This window comes from Lentisphaerota bacterium, from assembly GCA_016873675.1.
In the GTDB taxonomy this organism is placed as follows: Bacteria; Verrucomicrobiota; Kiritimatiellia; order RFP12; family JAAYNR01; genus VGWG01.
On sequence record VGWG01000003.1, the window covers coordinates 19,829 to 35,510 of the forward strand.

9 protein-coding genes are annotated in these 15,682 nt (G+C 64.6%); 7 read left to right on the forward strand and 2 right to left on the reverse strand.

The genetic code is table 11. The features are described 5' to 3' along the window. From FJ222_00790 to FJ222_00820, 7 genes are all read left to right on the forward strand, one after another. Nucleotides 1-234, forward strand: a complete 234-nt coding sequence (locus FJ222_00790) for a hypothetical protein (GenBank protein ID MBM4162976.1) — start codon at nt 1-3, stop codon at nt 232-234. Then, nucleotides 231-821, forward strand: coding sequence for a twin-arginine translocation signal domain-containing protein (locus FJ222_00795; protein MBM4162977.1), 591 nt, complete (start codon nt 231-233; stop codon nt 819-821). Before FJ222_00790 ends, FJ222_00795 begins: the two co-directional genes overlap by 4 nt. Next, nucleotides 808-2,079 carry a 4Fe-4S binding protein gene (locus FJ222_00800; GenBank protein MBM4162978.1) on the forward strand — a complete coding sequence of 424 codons (1,272 nt, stop codon included), beginning with the start codon at nt 808-810 and terminating at the stop codon, nt 2,077-2,079. Before FJ222_00795 ends, FJ222_00800 begins: the two co-directional genes overlap by 14 nt. Beyond that, on the forward strand, nt 2,076-3,812 hold the full coding sequence (locus FJ222_00805; protein MBM4162979.1) for a hypothetical protein: 1,737 nt from the start codon (nt 2,076-2,078) through the stop codon (nt 3,810-3,812). The genes FJ222_00800 and FJ222_00805 overlap by 4 nt, the downstream gene beginning before the upstream one ends. Nucleotides 3,813-3,834: 22 nt before the next feature. Beyond that, nucleotides 3,835-6,243, forward strand: coding sequence for a 4Fe-4S dicluster domain-containing protein (locus FJ222_00810; protein ID MBM4162980.1), 2,409 nt, complete (start codon nt 3,835-3,837; stop codon nt 6,241-6,243). After that, nucleotides 6,224-7,789, forward strand: a complete 1,566-nt coding sequence (locus FJ222_00815) for an FAD-dependent oxidoreductase (GenBank protein MBM4162981.1) — start codon at nt 6,224-6,226, stop codon at nt 7,787-7,789. The genes FJ222_00810 and FJ222_00815 overlap by 20 nt, the downstream gene beginning before the upstream one ends. Nucleotides 7,790-8,091: 302 nt before the next feature. Beyond that, nucleotides 8,092-10,524, forward strand: coding sequence for a hypothetical protein (locus tag FJ222_00820; protein ID MBM4162982.1), 2,433 nt, complete (start codon nt 8,092-8,094; stop codon nt 10,522-10,524). A 145-nt stretch (nt 10,525-10,669) separates the two neighbouring features. Here the strand turns inward: FJ222_00820 and FJ222_00825 are convergent, their stop codons facing one another. Continuing rightward, nucleotides 10,670-13,999 (reverse strand): hypothetical protein, encoded by a 3,330-nt coding sequence (locus tag FJ222_00825; protein MBM4162983.1) that lies wholly within the window; start codon nt 13,997-13,999, stop codon nt 10,670-10,672. 150 nt (nt 14,000-14,149) lie between these two features. Beyond that, nucleotides 14,150-15,649 carry a hypothetical protein gene (locus tag FJ222_00830; protein ID MBM4162984.1) on the reverse strand — a complete coding sequence of 500 codons (1,500 nt, stop codon included), beginning with the start codon at nt 15,647-15,649 and terminating at the stop codon, nt 14,150-14,152. Between the last annotated feature and the right edge of the window lie 33 nt (nt 15,650-15,682).

Here is a 15,682-nt window from a genome sequence, read left to right on the forward strand (position 1 = left end):
ATGACCACCATCAACGAGACCCGAAGTCGCCGCGAATTCATCCGATTCTGCGGCCGTTTGGCTGTGCTGGGCGGCGCCGCGTACTACGCCTCGCGGCTGTTCCTCCGCGGCCAAGTTTCTTTGCCCGGACAATCCTGCGAGAACCAGGGGATCTGCTCATCCTGTCGCGCCTACTCCCGCTGCGGCCTGCCGCAGGCGTTGTCCCGGCGCCGGGCACAGGGGGGCCGCTCATGACAACACCCCAAAAAACCGACGCGCTGGCGGCTGGCGTCACCCGCAGACAGTTCATTAAGAACGGGCTGTGGGGACTGGCCGTGGCCGCCGTCGGCGCCGCCACCGGCCTGTCTGCATCGCGCAGCAGCCGATCATCGCGCGTCTGGCAGATCGATCCCACCCTGTGCGTGCAGTGCGGCCGATGCGAGACCGCGTGCGTGCTGACGCCGTCAGCCGTCAAGGCGGTTCATGCCTACGCCCTCTGCGGCTATTGCAAGCTGTGCGGCGGCTACCATCAGCCGCAGGCGCAACGGATTGACACGGCCGCCGAGAACCAGCTCTGCCCGGCGGGCGCGCTTATACGCACGTTCGTCGAGGATCCGTTCTACGAATACACGATCAACGAGGAGCGCTGCATCGGCTGCGCGGTCTGCGTGAAAGGCTGCAGCCAGTTTGGCAACGGCTCACTCTTCCTGCAAGTGCGGCACGACCGCTGCGTGAACTGCAACGACTGCGCCATCGCGCGCGCCTGCCCCGCAGGCGCGTTCCGGCGCGTGCCAGCCGACCAACCCTATCTTGTGAAGGGAGCGCCGGATGCGCACGTTTAAAGCTCTGTGGATGGGCGTGGGCGTCTGGGTGACAGCGCTGACGCTCCGGGCGGCGGATCGTTTTCCGCGGCCAGATTTCAAAACGGACTATGTGTCGCCCGACCTCCTCCTGCCCGGCGCCAGAGGGCCGCTACTGGAGTGGCTGGACGTCGCGGTTCTGGCTGCGGCTCTGGCGCTGGCGGGCTGGCTCGCCATCCGGAATCGGTCGCGGCGGGGGTTGGTGCTGCTCACCCTCTTCAGCCTGGGTTATTTCGGCTTCTGGCGACGCGGCTGTGTCTGCGCCGTCGGCGCCGTGCAAAATCTGGCGCTGGGGTGGGCCGATGCCAGTTGCGCGATTCCGCTGACGGTCATCGCGTTTTTTGTTCTGCCGTTGCTGGCGACGCTGCTCGTCGGCCGCGTGTTCTGCGCGTCGGTCTGTCCTCTGGGCGCGATCCAGGAACTGGCGTTGTGGCGGCCGATCAAGACGCCCATCTGGCTGAATCACACGCTTGGCCTTCTGCCCTGGGGGTATCTGAGCGTCGCCGTGCTGTTTGCCGCGACGGGCGCGGGTTTCCTGATTTGCGAATGGGATCCCTTTGTGGGCTTCTTCCGGCTGGGCGCGCCGTTCCATCTGGCGGTCACGGGCGCGCTGTTTCTTCTGGCGAGCCTGTTCATCGGCCGCCCCTACTGCCGGTTTGCGTGTCCGTACGGCGCGATCCTTGGGCTACTGTCCCGCGTCTCGCGGCGGCACACGACGATCACCCCGGACGCCTGCGTGCAATGCCGCCTCTGCGAGGACGCGTGTCCCTACGGCGCCATCCGCAGTCCGCTGCCCGCCGCCGCGCCCGAGTCGCGCGCGACGGGCGTTCGGCGGCTGGCGCTGATTCTGGCGGCCGTACCGCTCATCGCCGTCGCCGCCGCGGCAACGGGATATTTTTTCGGCAATCTGCTGTCGCGGGCGCATCCCCGCGTGGCGCTGGCGCTGGAGATTCATCGGGATGCGGCGCAGCCCATGAGCCTGGAGCGGGAGGCCTTCTTCACATCGGGCCGTGCGACCGTGGCGCTCGACGCCGAGGCGCGCGCGATTCAGAGGCGATTTGCTGTGGGTGGCGTCTTTCTCGGCGCGCTGCTGGCGCTCACGGTTGGGGCTCAACTGATCGGACTGGCGCTCTGGCGGTCGCGAACCGACTACGAGCCGGACCGGGCGCGCTGCTTCAGTTGCGGCCGTTGCTTCGCGTATTGCCCGGTCGGTAGAAAGCGAAAGGAGTCGCCGAAATGACGCCCCCACTTTCTCCAGCGGAATCGCTGCGCGTGGTCATCGGCCGCCGGCTGGCGGCGGTCTCCGCCGTGTTCATCATCATCGTTTCGCTGTTGATGGCGACGAACCGGTATCTGCTCAATACCATTGATCCGCTCGATACGCCCGCGCTGAAGACGTTATCCGAAAAGCTGGAGCGGGATGGGGAGAATGCCGAGCTCCGGCAACAGGTGCGCGAATTGGACTGGCTGGCCCGCCGGGCGTTCTTCGTGCGACAATGGCAGCTTGAGACCGGCGCCAGCCTGCTGGGCGTTGCGGGTGTCGTGTTCCTGTTGTCATTACAGCTCATGGCATCGGGACGCCGCCCCACCCCCACCCCGCAACCCGCTTCCGGCAGGGATAATCGCTTTTGGCGGTCCGCCGCGCGCGCCCGGCGGGTCATCGCGATTAGCGGGGCGCTGATCCTGCTGGCGGCCTGGGGGCTACACCTCCGGATCGGTGGACAGTCACGGACACCCAATCCCATGCCGACGGCACCGCAGCCGGGACACTCTCCCGCGACGAATCCCCCCCTCGCTCCTGAAACCCTGATCGAACCGCTCGCAGGCGCTGGCGAGTGGCCCTTCTTCCGCGGACCCGGCGGCCTGGGCATCGCTCGCGAGGCCGATCCCCCCATCGCCTGGGACGGCGCAACCGGCACCGGCGTACTCTGGAAAACGGAGGTGCCGCGGGGCGGATTCAACTCGCCCGTGGTGTGGGGCAACCGCGTTTACCTGGCTGGCGCCGATGAACAGACGCGCGAAGTGTACGGGTACGACGCCGACACCGGCGTTCGGTTGTGGACGGCCGACACCGAGGGCGTCCCCGGAGCACCCGCCACGCCGCCAGAGGTCACCTCGGACACCGGTTATGCCGCGCCGTCGCTGGCCACTGACGGCCGGCGGGTGATTGCGATCTTCGGCACGGGCGTCATCCTTGGCCTCGACGCCGAGGGCCGCCGCCTCTGGGCGCGCCATCTGGGCACGCCCGGCAATCCCTACGGACACGCCTCATCCCTGCTGATTCTGCGCAATCTGGTCTTCGTCCAATTCGACCATACCGGCGGCTCATCGGTCAAGGCGCTGGATGTGGAGACTGGACAGGACCGCTGGGAACAGTCGCGGGAGGGCGCGATCTCCTGGGCGTCGCCCATCCTCACGGACGCGGACGGACGCCTGCGGCTGATCCTCTCGGCGGCGCCGATGGTGGCCGCCTATGACGCCCTGACAGGGGCTGAACTCTGGATGCAGGATGTGCTTAGCAACGAGATCGGCGCGTCTCCCGCCTATGCGAACGGCCGCGTGTTCGCCGCCAACCGGTACGCCCAGGCCGTCGCGCTCGACGTCGCCTCGGGCGACGTGATCTGGTCGTCCACCGATCTGGATTTGCCCGACGCCGGAAGCCCCGTCGCCGACGGCAACCACCTCTTCATGCCCACGAGCGACGGGACGTTTTCCTGCATCGCTGCGGCGGATGGTTCGCGGATCTGGCGCCACGAGTTTGACACGGGCGGCTACGGCTCGCCAATCCTCGCCGCAGGCCGCATCTACTGGATCACCGCCGATGGTCGGACGCGCATCTTCAAGGCCGCCGAAACCTTTGAATTGATCGCTGAACCGGACCTCGGAGAAGCCAGTGTCTGCACCCCGGCCGCCGTCGGTCGCCGCCTCTATATCCGGGGCGTCAAACACCTGTTCTGCATCGGACCGAAATGAAACCCCGCGAAGGCAACTGCCTGTGAGCACCCCGAATATCCAACTGGCTGATCCGGTCCGCGCCGAAGATCTCGACCGAATCCTCGACGAAACCGGACGCAACAGCGCGGCGGTCATTGCTGTGCTGCAGGGGATTCAGGCGCGGTATCGCTATCTGCCCGAGGCGGCCCTGCGCTACGTCTGCGACCATTCCGAAATCACGCCGGCCGCCATCGTCGGCGTCTCGACCTTCTACACGCAGTTTCGACACACGCCCGCAGGCAGGCACACAGTCAGCGTCTGCGTGGGAACGGCCTGCCACGTCAAGGGTGCCAGTGGCATTCTGGCGGCGCTGCGTCGCCATTTGAAGCTCGCCGATGGTGCCGACACCGACGCCGACCGCCGCTTCACCCTGCGCGAGGTCAATTGCCTCGGTTGCTGCACGCTGGCCCCTGTGGTGCAGGTGGACAGCGTGATCTATGGCTACGCGACTCCCGAGACCGTGGGCAACATCCTGCAGGATTTTCTCAACCGGGGAGGCGGACAGGACTCGCGCGGCGCCTCCTCCGATCCGTCGCCAGGTCCGTCAGTCGGCGACATCCGCGTCGGCATGGGCTCCTGTTGCGTGGCCAGCGGCGCTTCGGAGATCGAAGCCGCGCTACATGACCGCGTGTCGGCGCTGCGCCTCCCCGTGCGCATTCAGCGGGTCGGCTGTCTCGGCCTCTGCTACGAGGAGCCGGTGATCGAAGTGGCGGCGCACGGGCGCCCGTCGCGCCTGTACACGCGGGTGAAGCCGGAAGATATCCCCGCGATCTTAACCGCGCATTTTCCCCCGCCCAGCCGCTGGACCCGTCTCCGTCACGCCGCCGGACACTGGGTCGAACAGCTCTACACCGACGCGGCTTGGACGGGCGCGCATTGCGCTGGCATGGACGCGCGCGACCCCCAGATCGCGCCCTATCTCGACCCTCAAGTGCCGATCGCCACCGAGGGCTGCGGCCAGCTCGATCCGCTCAGTCTCTCCGATTATTGCGGCGCGCACGGGTTCGAAGGATTCCAAGCGGCGCTGCGGCTGCGCCCTGAGGACGTGGTGCGCCAGATCGCCGACAGCGGCCTGCGCGGCCGGGGTGGCGGCGGCTATCCGACCGGCCGCAAATGGGGCGAGGTCGCGCGCGAGGTGAACGACGTCAAGTATGTGGTCTGCAATGGCGACGAGGGCGACCCGGGCGCGTTCATGGACCGCATGCTACTCGAATCGTTTCCCTACCGCATAATCGAGGGGATGCTGATCGCCGGATACGCAGTCGGAGCGACACAGGGCGTGCTCTACATCCGCGCCGAATATCCGCTGGCGATCCGGCGCGTCAGCGCGGCACTCGACGCCTGCCGCGCCGCCGGCTGGCTGGGACCCCACATCCTCGGCAGCGACTTTTCATTCGAACTCACGATCATGACGGGGGCAGGCGCGTTCGTCTGCGGCGAAGAGACCGCACTTATCGCCTCGATTGAGGGCAAGCGCGGCATGCCCCGCATGCGGCCGCCCTATCCGTCTCAATGCGGTCTGCACGGCCGCCCCACGCTGGTGAACAACACCGAGACCTTCGCCCTGATTTCGTGGATCCTGCGCCACGGGCCCGCCGCATTCGCCGCCATCGGCTCCGCGCGCAGCAGAGGCACCAAGGTATTTGCGCTGGCCGGCAAGGTGCGGCGGGGAGGCCTGATCGAAGTACCCATGGGGATGACGATCCGCCGGGTGATCGACGACATCGGCGGCGGCATCGCCGACGGGCGCCGCCTGAAGGCGGTGCAGATTGGCGGGCCTTCCGGCGGATGTATTCCCGAACGGCTTGCCGATACGCCCATCGACTACGAGGCGCTGGTCGAGGCGGGCGCCATGATGGGCTCGGGCGGGCTGGTGGCGCTCGATGACGCAGATTGCATGGTGGAGATCGCCCGCTTCTTTCTCGCCTTCACCCAGCATGAGTCGTGCGGGAAATGCACCTTCTGCAGGATCGGCACCACCCGCATGCTGGACATACTCGAACGGCTGTGCGGCGGCACGGGCAAACCCTCCGATCTCGATGAGCTCGAGCGTTTGGCGTCCGTGGTCAAACGCGGCAGCCTCTGCGGTCTGGGAAAGTCCGCGCCTAACCCGGTGCTCACCACGCTGCGCTATTTTCGGGAAGAATACGAGGCGCACGCCGGAGGCGTATGCCCGGCGGGCCAATGCAAGGCACTGATCTCCTACCAGATCACCGACGACTGCATCGGCTGCACCCGCTGCGCGCAACAGTGTCCGGTCGGCGCCATCCCGCCGACCCCGTATGAACGGCACGCGATCAACCCCGAAACATGCGTGCGCTGCGACGGCTGCAGGACGGCCTGCCCGGCCGGGGCCGTCGTGGTGATGTCCGGAAACAGGATTGTGAAACATGGTTACGCTAAACATTGACCGGCGCCCGGTGGACGTGCCTGCTGGAACAACCCTGCTGGTCGCGGCCCGCAGGCTCGGCATCGCCATCCCAACGCTCTGCTTTCGCGATGGCCTGGAGCACGTCACCTCCTGCATGCTCTGCGTGGTCGAGGACGTCCGGACGGGTTGCCTGCATCCCGCGTGCTCCACCCCGGTTCAGGACGGCATGGACATCGCGACCGCCAGCGGGACGGTACTGGAGGCGCGCCGCACGGCTCTGGAACTGCTGCTGGGGGATCATCTCGGCGATTGCGAAGGCCCCTGCGCGCGCGCCTGTGCGGCGGGTATGAACATCCCCGCCATGCTGCGCGCGATCCGCGACGGCGATTTGCGCGAGGCGATTCGCGTCGTCAAGCGGCACATCGCGCTCCCCGCAGCGCTGGGACGGATCTGCCCGGCGCCCTGCGAAAAGGCGTGCCGCCGCGGCACGCACGACGCGCCGGTCGCAATCTGCAGGCTCAAGCGTTTCGTGGCCGACGCCGACCTCGCCTCGCCGGACCCGTATCTTCCCGAGCGCCTGGAATCGAGCGGCTTCCGGGTGGCCGTGGTCGGCGCCGGCCCGGCCGGGCTCTCCGCCGCCTGCGCGCTCGCGCGCGACGGACACGCATGCACCGTGTTTGAAAAAGGCGACAGGCCCGGCGGAGGCTTGCGCGCGCCGGAGCTGAGTGACACACTGCCGTCGGCCGTGCTCAACGCCGAAATCGCGCAAATCGCCCGCCTCGGCATGACCTTTGAGACCGGCGTGGAGATCGGCGTCACCTGCTCGCTTCACGACCTCAAACAGCGTTTTGACGCAATCATTCTGGCGTGGGGTGCCAGCGCATCCAGCCTCCTGGACCCCCTCGGACTCGAAAGTGGTCCGCACGGGATCACAGCAAACTGGAGAACCCACCGCACCGGCGACCCCGTGATCTTTGCGTGCGGCAACGCGGTGGTGCCTGGCCGACTGGCCGTGCGGGCGGTTGCGCAGGGACAGGCCGCCGCCCTCGCGGTCGGCCAGATGCTGCGCGGCGAGGCGGTCGTCGGAACGCGGCACCGCTACAATCACCGGCTCAGCGCTGCCCTGACGCCGGACGAGCTCGCGGCTTTCATGACCGGAACTGCGCCGGGGCCACGCACGGAGCCTGCGGATCACGCGACGGGCGGCTACTCAACGGACGAGGCACCCGGAGAGGCGGCGCGGTGCCTCCACTGCGATTGCCGCAAACCCGAGGCCTGCCAATTGCGCCGCTATGCCGACGACTACGGGGTGAATCCGCGCGGCTGGAAACCGGCCCATCGGCGTCCGGTCGAGATCGTGCGACACGGCAACACCGTCTACGAACCGGGAAAATGCATCGCCTGCGGCATCTGCGTGCGCATCGCCAACGCCGCCCGGGAACCGCTGGGCCTAACCTTCATTGGCCGAGGCTTTACCGTGCGGATCGGGGTTCCCTTCCATGAGTCATTGGAGAAGGGATTGAGCCAAGTCGCCGCCGCCTGCGTTGAAGCCTGCCCCACCGGCGCGCTGGCCCATGACCGGTGAGTCAGGGCGGCCACATGGCCGTGTTGCGTTTCGCAAGCAATCCAACCAGCAGGAAGAGTCTAATCACCACTGGCCCCAGGGCAAAACGATCACGCTGGCCGAGCCTATTCCTTCACCAGGCTAGTGGCTGCCGGTGGAGGGATCCTCTAACGGAGCTTCCGGTTCTGGAGGCGATGGGCAATGTCAAGACACGGTAATGGGGCGGTCGTTCTTGCTTGACGCATCCTTTCCGGTTCTGCTAACGTCTCACTTCCAAACGTGCGCTTTCAGCCCGGTTCACAGCGGGCGCGTGATCACGCCGTATGAGAAGCGATTGCGTATCACGGAGTGGACCACGGAATAAACGGAGAGAAGCCGTGTACTTTAAGAAACTCCATCATCCGGGCAATTTTGTGTTCGCTGACTCGTTCACCGCTGGCCGGTTGGGCGCAGGGAAAACGAAACTTCGGGCGAATGTGCAGGACTTTGGCGGCAACATTTTCCGGTTGCAGGTTTCCGACACGCGTTGGGGCACCAATTTGAGCCAGGCGGAGCTTGCGCCGGAAAAGGCCGTCGCCGTACCGGCCTCCGGCGCATGCAAGGCGGCTTTTTCCAAGGCCGCGCGCTTCACGTTGTCGGATGCTGATGGCGCCGAGGTTCTTGTCGGCCTGGAGTCGGGTTCATTCGGCATTTGCGGCCAGGCCTGGATGATGCAATTCGAGTATGACGATGTCCTTCGGTTCTATGGCTTTGGCGAGAAAGTATCGCCTGATCTGGAAAAGACCGGCCTGCGGACCAAGTTCTGGAACACCGATGTCATGAGCGATTTTGCGTGGGAGGATCTCCAACGCGCGAGGACCGATCCGCCTTATGTCTCCATCCCGTACCTGGCCATCCGGACGGCGCGAGGGTGGGTCGGCATACTCGTCAACAATCCCTTTGCCGTATTTGCCTGCGCAGGCGGTTCATTCGAGGAAAGCATTTCAACGGCTGGAACCACAAGGCCGAGACGATTCTATCTGGGCTCCGACGACGGCATGCCGGAAGTCTGGTTTCTAACCGCCGGGTCGCTGGCCGAATTGACCCGCCGCTACCAGTTCCTGGTCGGAACGACACCCCTGCCGCCACTCTGGGCTTTGGGGCATCATCAATGCCGCTGGGGCTACGAAAGCGCGCAAGATCTTGCCTATATTAAAAAGCAGATGGCGCTGCATGATATTCCGAACAGCGGATTGTGGCTGGATATTGACTACATGGACGGGTACCGCGTCTTTTCGTGGAACAGCACCCACTTCCCCGATCCCGTCAAGGATCTCGCCGCGCTTCAGGCCGATGGCCAGCGCGTGGTGCCGATCCTGGACCCCGGCGTGAAAGACGAAACTGGCTATGGCGTGGCCGAGCGCGGACGGAAAGCTGACGCCTTGTGCCTGACCCCGGAAGGGACCCCTTACCAGGGCTTTGTGTGGCCCGGAACGACGCTTTTTCCCGATTTTTCAACGCATGCAGGGCGCAACTGGTGGGCCCGCGAGGTGCGGAAGTTTGCAGCAAACGGACTGGACGGTGCCTGGCTCGACATGAACGATCCCTCCGTGGGCGCGGCCGAGCTCGACCCGATGCGGTTCGACAAAGGCCAACTGCCCCACGCGGCGTTTCACAACCAGTACGCCACAGGCATGGCAAAGGCCTCGCGCGAAGGCTTCCTGGCGGCCCATCCGGATCGACGCCCCTTCTTGCTGTGTCGCTCGGGGTTTATCGGTTCACAACGCTATACCGCGCTCTGGACTGGCGACAACATGTCCAACGATGCCTACCTGACGGCGTCGATCCCCTGCGTGCTCAACCTGGCGCTATCCGGCGTGCCGATGTGCGGGCCTGACGTGCCCGGCTTTGTGGGCGCGGCAGACGAATGGCTGGCCCTGCGCTGGTACCAGCTCGGGTTCCTGTTCCCGGTGTTGCGCAATCATTGCTGCAAGAGCGATCGTGCGCAAGAGCCCTGGACCTTCACGAAACCGGTTCGCGAGATGATCGCCCACCTCATCCGCCTGCGCTACCGCCTGATGCCGTACCTGTACAATCTCTGGATAAACCAGGAACAAACGGGCGACGCGGTCTGGCGTCCTCTTTTTTATGATTTTAAGGACTCCAGCGACATGCCGCTCGACCGCATTAACGACCAGTTTATGGTGGGGCCTGCCCTCATGCAGGCACCCCTCACCCACAGCAACCCACACGCCTGTTCACGCGATGTGATCCTGCCAGCGGGCGACTGGTACGACTTGCGCACCGGCGAATGGCTGACAGGCCCGGCCCGAGTCCGCGTCGAAATGGGGCAGTTCCAGACGCTGATGTACGCGCGTGGCGGCGCGCTGGTGCCGATGCTGCCGGAAGCGCCGACGACTCACCGCATCGCGATGGACCAGATTGACATGCACTGCTTCCTGCGGGACGGGCAAAGCGCCACATTCTGTTACGGTGCCGACGACGGCGAATCGTTCGCGTACACGAAGGGTGTTCGCAGTACGATAACCCTCACGGCACGCATGCAGGGAACAACGCTCTACGCCGACACTTCGGGGGCAACCGCTGCCTGGAAGCCGCTGAAGATCCGCTTCGTGGTTTATGCGCCCGTGGAACGGCTGATCGTCAACGGACGAAACGAGAAACTCGGACCCTTTACCTGGCGCGTCACGGGCAAGGAACTGCCTTGTTTGCGCAGCCTGCGGGCCGTGGGTTCAGGGACACGCACACCCGGCTGATCGGCGCGTTTTTTCAAGCCGTCCAGCCTTCGCACGCTCGCCACGAAACGAGGTCACGCATGCCGGGCATGCCCTTCAAGCATGAGGGGCATCCACGTCACGCCAGCCGCCAACCGAAGATGGACCGCGACGACCCAAGCCATCCTCACTGCGGCGCGGTGCGCGCGGCGCGCGCGCCAAAACGGCCGGTGCGGTCACAGTCAATACGATTAAACTTACCGAGCACCTCGTACATCTGCTCCGGCTGGACCCAGATCCCGATAATGGACGGTCCCTGCCACTGCCCCATGGAGACGCTGTCGCCCATGGCCGACCAGGGCCAGTCGTCCGGCACCGTGGCGATCCCCTTTCCATGGGTTCCCGCAAACGCCTTGGCGGGACCGCCATAACTCCGAATCAAAGCGGGCCATTCCTGCACACAGCCACTCAGGCTCAGATCCGGAATGCCCCAGTAGGAGGCGCCATAGTTCCCGAACGTCTTCGCCAGGCTGGGATCGGTCCCGAGCCCGACCGCAGGGCCGCATACCGCGCCCGTCCAGGCATCCGCTTCTCGCGCCACCGCCCGTGGCCCGCGACACGCCTTTTCATATTCCAGGCACGTCGGCGGACGCAACCCCGCCCAGGCCGTATAGGAAATGATATCAGGCCAGGACAGAAAGTTGCAGGGACGTTCCGGTTGCTTCGCGACAAACACCCCGTCCTCCGTGCGCGTAATGGTGTAGCCGTTGATGTCGGTGAGGTCGAGTCCGTAGCGCCAGACGTTCCCATTGCACAGCGCGGTGTACCGTCCATGGTTATAGGCATAGGGCTTCTCACCGGGATTCGCGGTATTGAGCAGCGCCACGTACTGTCCCTGGCTGATCGGGTTCTTCATGACGTAAAAGGCGCGGTAGCCATTCGGCCACGTCGCCCTCTCCGGCGCGCTGTTGGTCGCGCCCAAATACCCGCCCTCCCGTGTGGCGTCCGCCGTGTTGATCAGCGTCAACGGCCCACCAAAAACGCTTTTTGACTGGAACGGCCCTTCTGGCACGTAAACCATCTCGACGGCATAAACCTCGGGCTTGATCGTGGCGGGATCGGTGACGCCATCGGCAGTGTGTAACCAACGAACGGCAATGTTCTTGAACGCATTCGCCCCCCGTCCGACGGTTTTCCGAGAGATGAAAACCCCCATGCCGCGCGCGCCATCGTCACTCGCGCCGACTTGCAGGGCGGCATCCGCCGGAACCGCGTGGTGCGTGGCATCCGTGTCGAGCGTGGCGTGCGAGAACGCGCTCGCCCCAGGGGGCAGGAACTTGACGAAAACCCAGGCGGCGTCCCAGCTTTCGATTTTGAGCGGCTTCCCCGTCACGTTTTTGTCGGCCGGCTCCTCCCATGCCGCGCGCCAGGAGTTGTCCCATGCGAGGTCGAACGTGATCGTGCGGAAGGGCTCCGCACCGGCCGTCACTTTGATATTCGTAACCTTGACGGAATCCGCATGCGTAACCGCGACAGGCGCCGCTGTCGCAACGGGGCCTGGCTTCGGCGAGCCCCCGCCGCCGGAACGACGCCGCGGGCCGGACGGACCCACCAGGCGAATGGCGTTGCGCGCGTGTCGAGTGCCGCCCATGTGTTCGCCCCCAATCCAGGTCCGTTCCGAGATCAGAGCCCCCCTCATTCCCGTATGCGTTGGCTCACCCCACTCTTTCGGAGCCGTTTCAAAGGCGGGGGCGTTTTTGATTCGTTTCGGCGGGGCACCGGGCTTGCCGGCCGGCGTTCGGCCGTCACCCGGCGTACCGCGAAACGCACGCCCCGCGAGACTGCCGATCCGAAAGGCTTGTATTTCCGCGAAGTCCGGGAGTCCCCAATAAGTCGCACCGGCAGATTGCCGGTCACTGTCGGCGGTCAGCATATTCCCCACGCGGGTTGCTTGGCCTTCGTCCAGAATCAGCCCGCCATCATACCGTTCGGTAGGCATGCCGAGATCGAGCACTTTGTTGCCCTTCTTCCATTTTTTGGTGAGGGCCTTGTTGTCGCTCACCTCACCCCAGGTCAATTCCCGGACCACGGCGCGGGCCGGGCCGCGACACGCCTTTTCGAACTCCAGCTCCGTCATCGGCCGCAACCCCGCCCAAACCGCGTACGAGAAGTAGTCTGCCGTGGAGAGATAACTGCAGCGGCGGAACGGCAGACGGGCGGTGTACACCGGCGGCTTGACATACTTCGAACGGGGATCCGCCATCGCATCGGCTAGAAACGCATGATCACCGTCCATCGTCTCGGACGCGTCCGGCTTCCCGGCCATGGTCTCCAACTTCGGAGCGGTGGCCGGCGCTTCCGCCGAAGAATGGATCGTGAATCCATCCAGTTCCCGCACAACAAAAGACGAGTGACCGGCGATCCCTGGCATCGTGATCTCTTCCATGTCGCCCATACCGCCCTCGGGGTCCCAGCTGTCGCCGCTGATGAAGGCGCGGGTGGCGGCGACATCGGGCGGAAGCGAATTCAGAAAATCGGCGTACTGACCCTGTGTCGTCGGGTATTTCATACAATAGAAACCCTCGTAGCCGGTTGGATATTCGTCGTTCAGCGTGCCGGGCGTTCCGATGGACGTGCCGCCGGCCATTCGTTCCGCGTAAGTAAGTGTGCCCCAGAGTTGGCCGGCGACCGGGCCCAATCGCCGCGCGCGGGTTCCGTCGGCCACAGGTTTGTTCCACTCGGCATCGACCAAGAACGGAATCGTCGGGCCTCCGCGCCATGCGCCATCGGTCAGATTTCCGAGCGGATATCCATCAGCCGATTTAGCAACGGGCACTGTTGGTCCGTCCGTAAATGGAGGAAAGCCCGGATCGGCGCCGCATCCGACTCGGAACGGCCCTTCGGGCACATAGATCATCGCCACCACATGCGCCTTGATCGCGGCCTGGGTCGGGTCCACTTTGTCGGTTCCGTGCAACCACCGCAGTTTTACACCCTTGAAGTTGTTCGCGCCATGCCCGATCGCAGCGCGGTGAATATAGACCCCGAGTCCGCGGTCCCCCCCGATCGTCACGCCGACGGTGTTGGTCGCCCCGGCGGGCATCACGTGATGTGAGCCATCGGTGTCAAGAGACGCATGTTGCCAGTGGTTCCGTTCGATGCTCTCCTTGGAATCCTTATTGGGCAGGAACTTCAGAAACACCCAGGCGGCATCCCAGTTCTCGACTTCGATATCCTTGCCCGTGCAACTCGTTGCGGCTGGCTCGACCCACTTTGCCCGCCAGGACCATGACCACGACAGGTCAAACGTCACATAACTGTAGTCCTTCGTCGCGGCCTCCCATTTCACGTTCGTGACCGCCAGGTCATAGGTCGGCGCGCCCTTGAACCGAGCGGCGGCATCGTCGTCGGCCGCGAGGCACGATGCGCCCAGCCACAACACCAACCCCGTCGTCAGTCTCACTACCCCGCGTGCGATTGGACTCCTGCCCCCCGTTGGATCATTCATCTCTCTCATCCTTTCCCTGTGTCGGACGGATCTGACCGAACCATCCCCCCTTCGTGGCTTTGCGGCCTTCTGTTCAATATTCTTTTCGCTCCAAATCCTTCCCTCAATTCGATTGATTCAATTCGTAAGGGACTACGCTAAAGGATTCTTCGCCTTCCTTCAGGGAGCCGTGCGCACGGCGCGGAACTTGCGAAAGTCGACCCGCTCCTTGTCCACCCGTACGGCATTGAAACGGTCGGACACGCGCGCGCGATTCCATTCCGGATAGGTCGTACATCGCATGCCTGATCCGATTCCATCGTCCTGTGGCCAATCCGCCGGCAGGGCCACCGATCCAAGGCCATGAGAGCCTTTGAACTTGCGTCCCGTCGCATTGCCGACTGTCACCACGCATTCGCTCATCGTGTCCCAGCCTTTGCCCGCTTCCCAAAGCCAGACTTGGAAGGCAGAGACACCCCAATAGGATGGGCCGGCTTCTTCCGGAATGGGAGGGCGGGGCCCCCGCACAATCTTCTCCATTTCCAGTTCCGTCATCGGGCGCAGCCCCGCCCAAGCCATGTACGCCGCCATGTCCGCCCAGAGGAGCCGTCGTAAACCCGCCCCATTCCGAGCGCCACCCGCGTGCCACGTGTACACATAATTCGGGGACACACCCGAACGCTCGATGCTCTTGATCTCCGGACTCCAGCGGGCATCCGCCTGTGCCGGAGTCAACGTTTCCAGGAACTCGGCATAGCGCCGGGGCGTGAGGTGCTGCTTCATACAGTAAAAGGCCCGATAACCGTTGGGGAAAGCGGCAGGAATCTCGCCGCCGTCCTCCGGTTGGACGCTCTGCGCCCAGAGCTTGCCCGGCTGACGTCCGGTCGGGATCGCGTCAGCGCTCTTCACGCGGTACGGTGGATTACTCAAGCCATCCTCCGTATAGGCGTAGAACACACCTGTCTCTGTGCCGCCGGTGCCCAGGTAGAACGGCCCTTCAGCCACGTAGACCATTTCGAGGCCAAACGCCCGGATCTGCGCCCGCTGAATATCAGGGATATCCGGGATGCTCGTCAGGTCCAGAATCGCCGTAACGCCTCGGGCCTCGGCCCGACCTGCACCGTTCTTTGCCCGCCGCAGAAACAGACCCGTGAACCCGCCTGCCCCGAGCCCCGTCGAGGGATCATTGCCACGCGGCACAAGAAACTCCAACTGTGTCTCAACGCGCTCACGCGCAAAGAAGTCGAGACTGCGCTCCATGTCGCCCGACTTGCCGAAATCCGCCCGTCCCAGAAGATACCACGGCAGGAAACCGTCATTACTCGGCTGGGCAGACGGGGGTGTCGCCTGACCATAGCCTTTTGGGTTCAGCACCCGGTCGGCAGCCAGGCGGACGTGGCGCCATTCCGCCTGGGGATCATTGGCCCGAACCTTGAAAAAGACCCACGCCGCGTCGTGGTTGACCTCGTGGCGCCAGGAGCCATCCCAGGTAATGTCGAAACGAATCGTTGCGGTCTTGGCGTCACGCGCAACAACCGTCAGGTTCGTGAATCGCACTTCCGGGTCAAAGTGTCCCTCTGCGTGCACAGGCGAGACCGGAAAGGCCAGTTTGGAGGCCAGCAGCGCGCAAGCGATCCGGGCATAGGCAACGAACAAACGTTTGCCAGGCAATAGATTCATAACTTTTTTCCTTTCTCCGCCAGTAACCCTCTG

Excerpts from the sequence above, each read along its gene's own strand:
- FJ222_00830 (MBM4162984.1), bottom strand. The coding sequence starts at position 15,649 with ATGAATCTATTGCCTGGCAAACGTTTGTTCGTTGCCTATGCCCGGATC.
- FJ222_00790 (MBM4162976.1), top strand. The coding sequence starts at position 1 with ATGACCACCATCAACGAGACCCGAAGTCGCCGCGAATTCATCCGATTC.
- FJ222_00805 (MBM4162979.1), top strand. The coding sequence starts at position 2,076 with ATGACGCCCCCACTTTCTCCAGCGGAATCGCTGCGCGTGGTCATCGGC.
- FJ222_00795 (MBM4162977.1), top strand. The coding sequence starts at position 231 with ATGACAACACCCCAAAAAACCGACGCGCTGGCGGCTGGCGTCACCCGC.
- FJ222_00825 (MBM4162983.1), bottom strand. The coding sequence starts at position 13,999 with ATGAGAGAGATGAATGATCCAACGGGGGGCAGGAGTCCAATCGCACGC.
- FJ222_00800 (MBM4162978.1), top strand. The coding sequence starts at position 808 with ATGCGCACGTTTAAAGCTCTGTGGATGGGCGTGGGCGTCTGGGTGACA.
- FJ222_00815 (MBM4162981.1), top strand. The coding sequence starts at position 6,224 with ATGGTTACGCTAAACATTGACCGGCGCCCGGTGGACGTGCCTGCTGGA.
- FJ222_00820 (MBM4162982.1), top strand. The coding sequence starts at position 8,092 with ATGAGAAGCGATTGCGTATCACGGAGTGGACCACGGAATAAACGGAGA.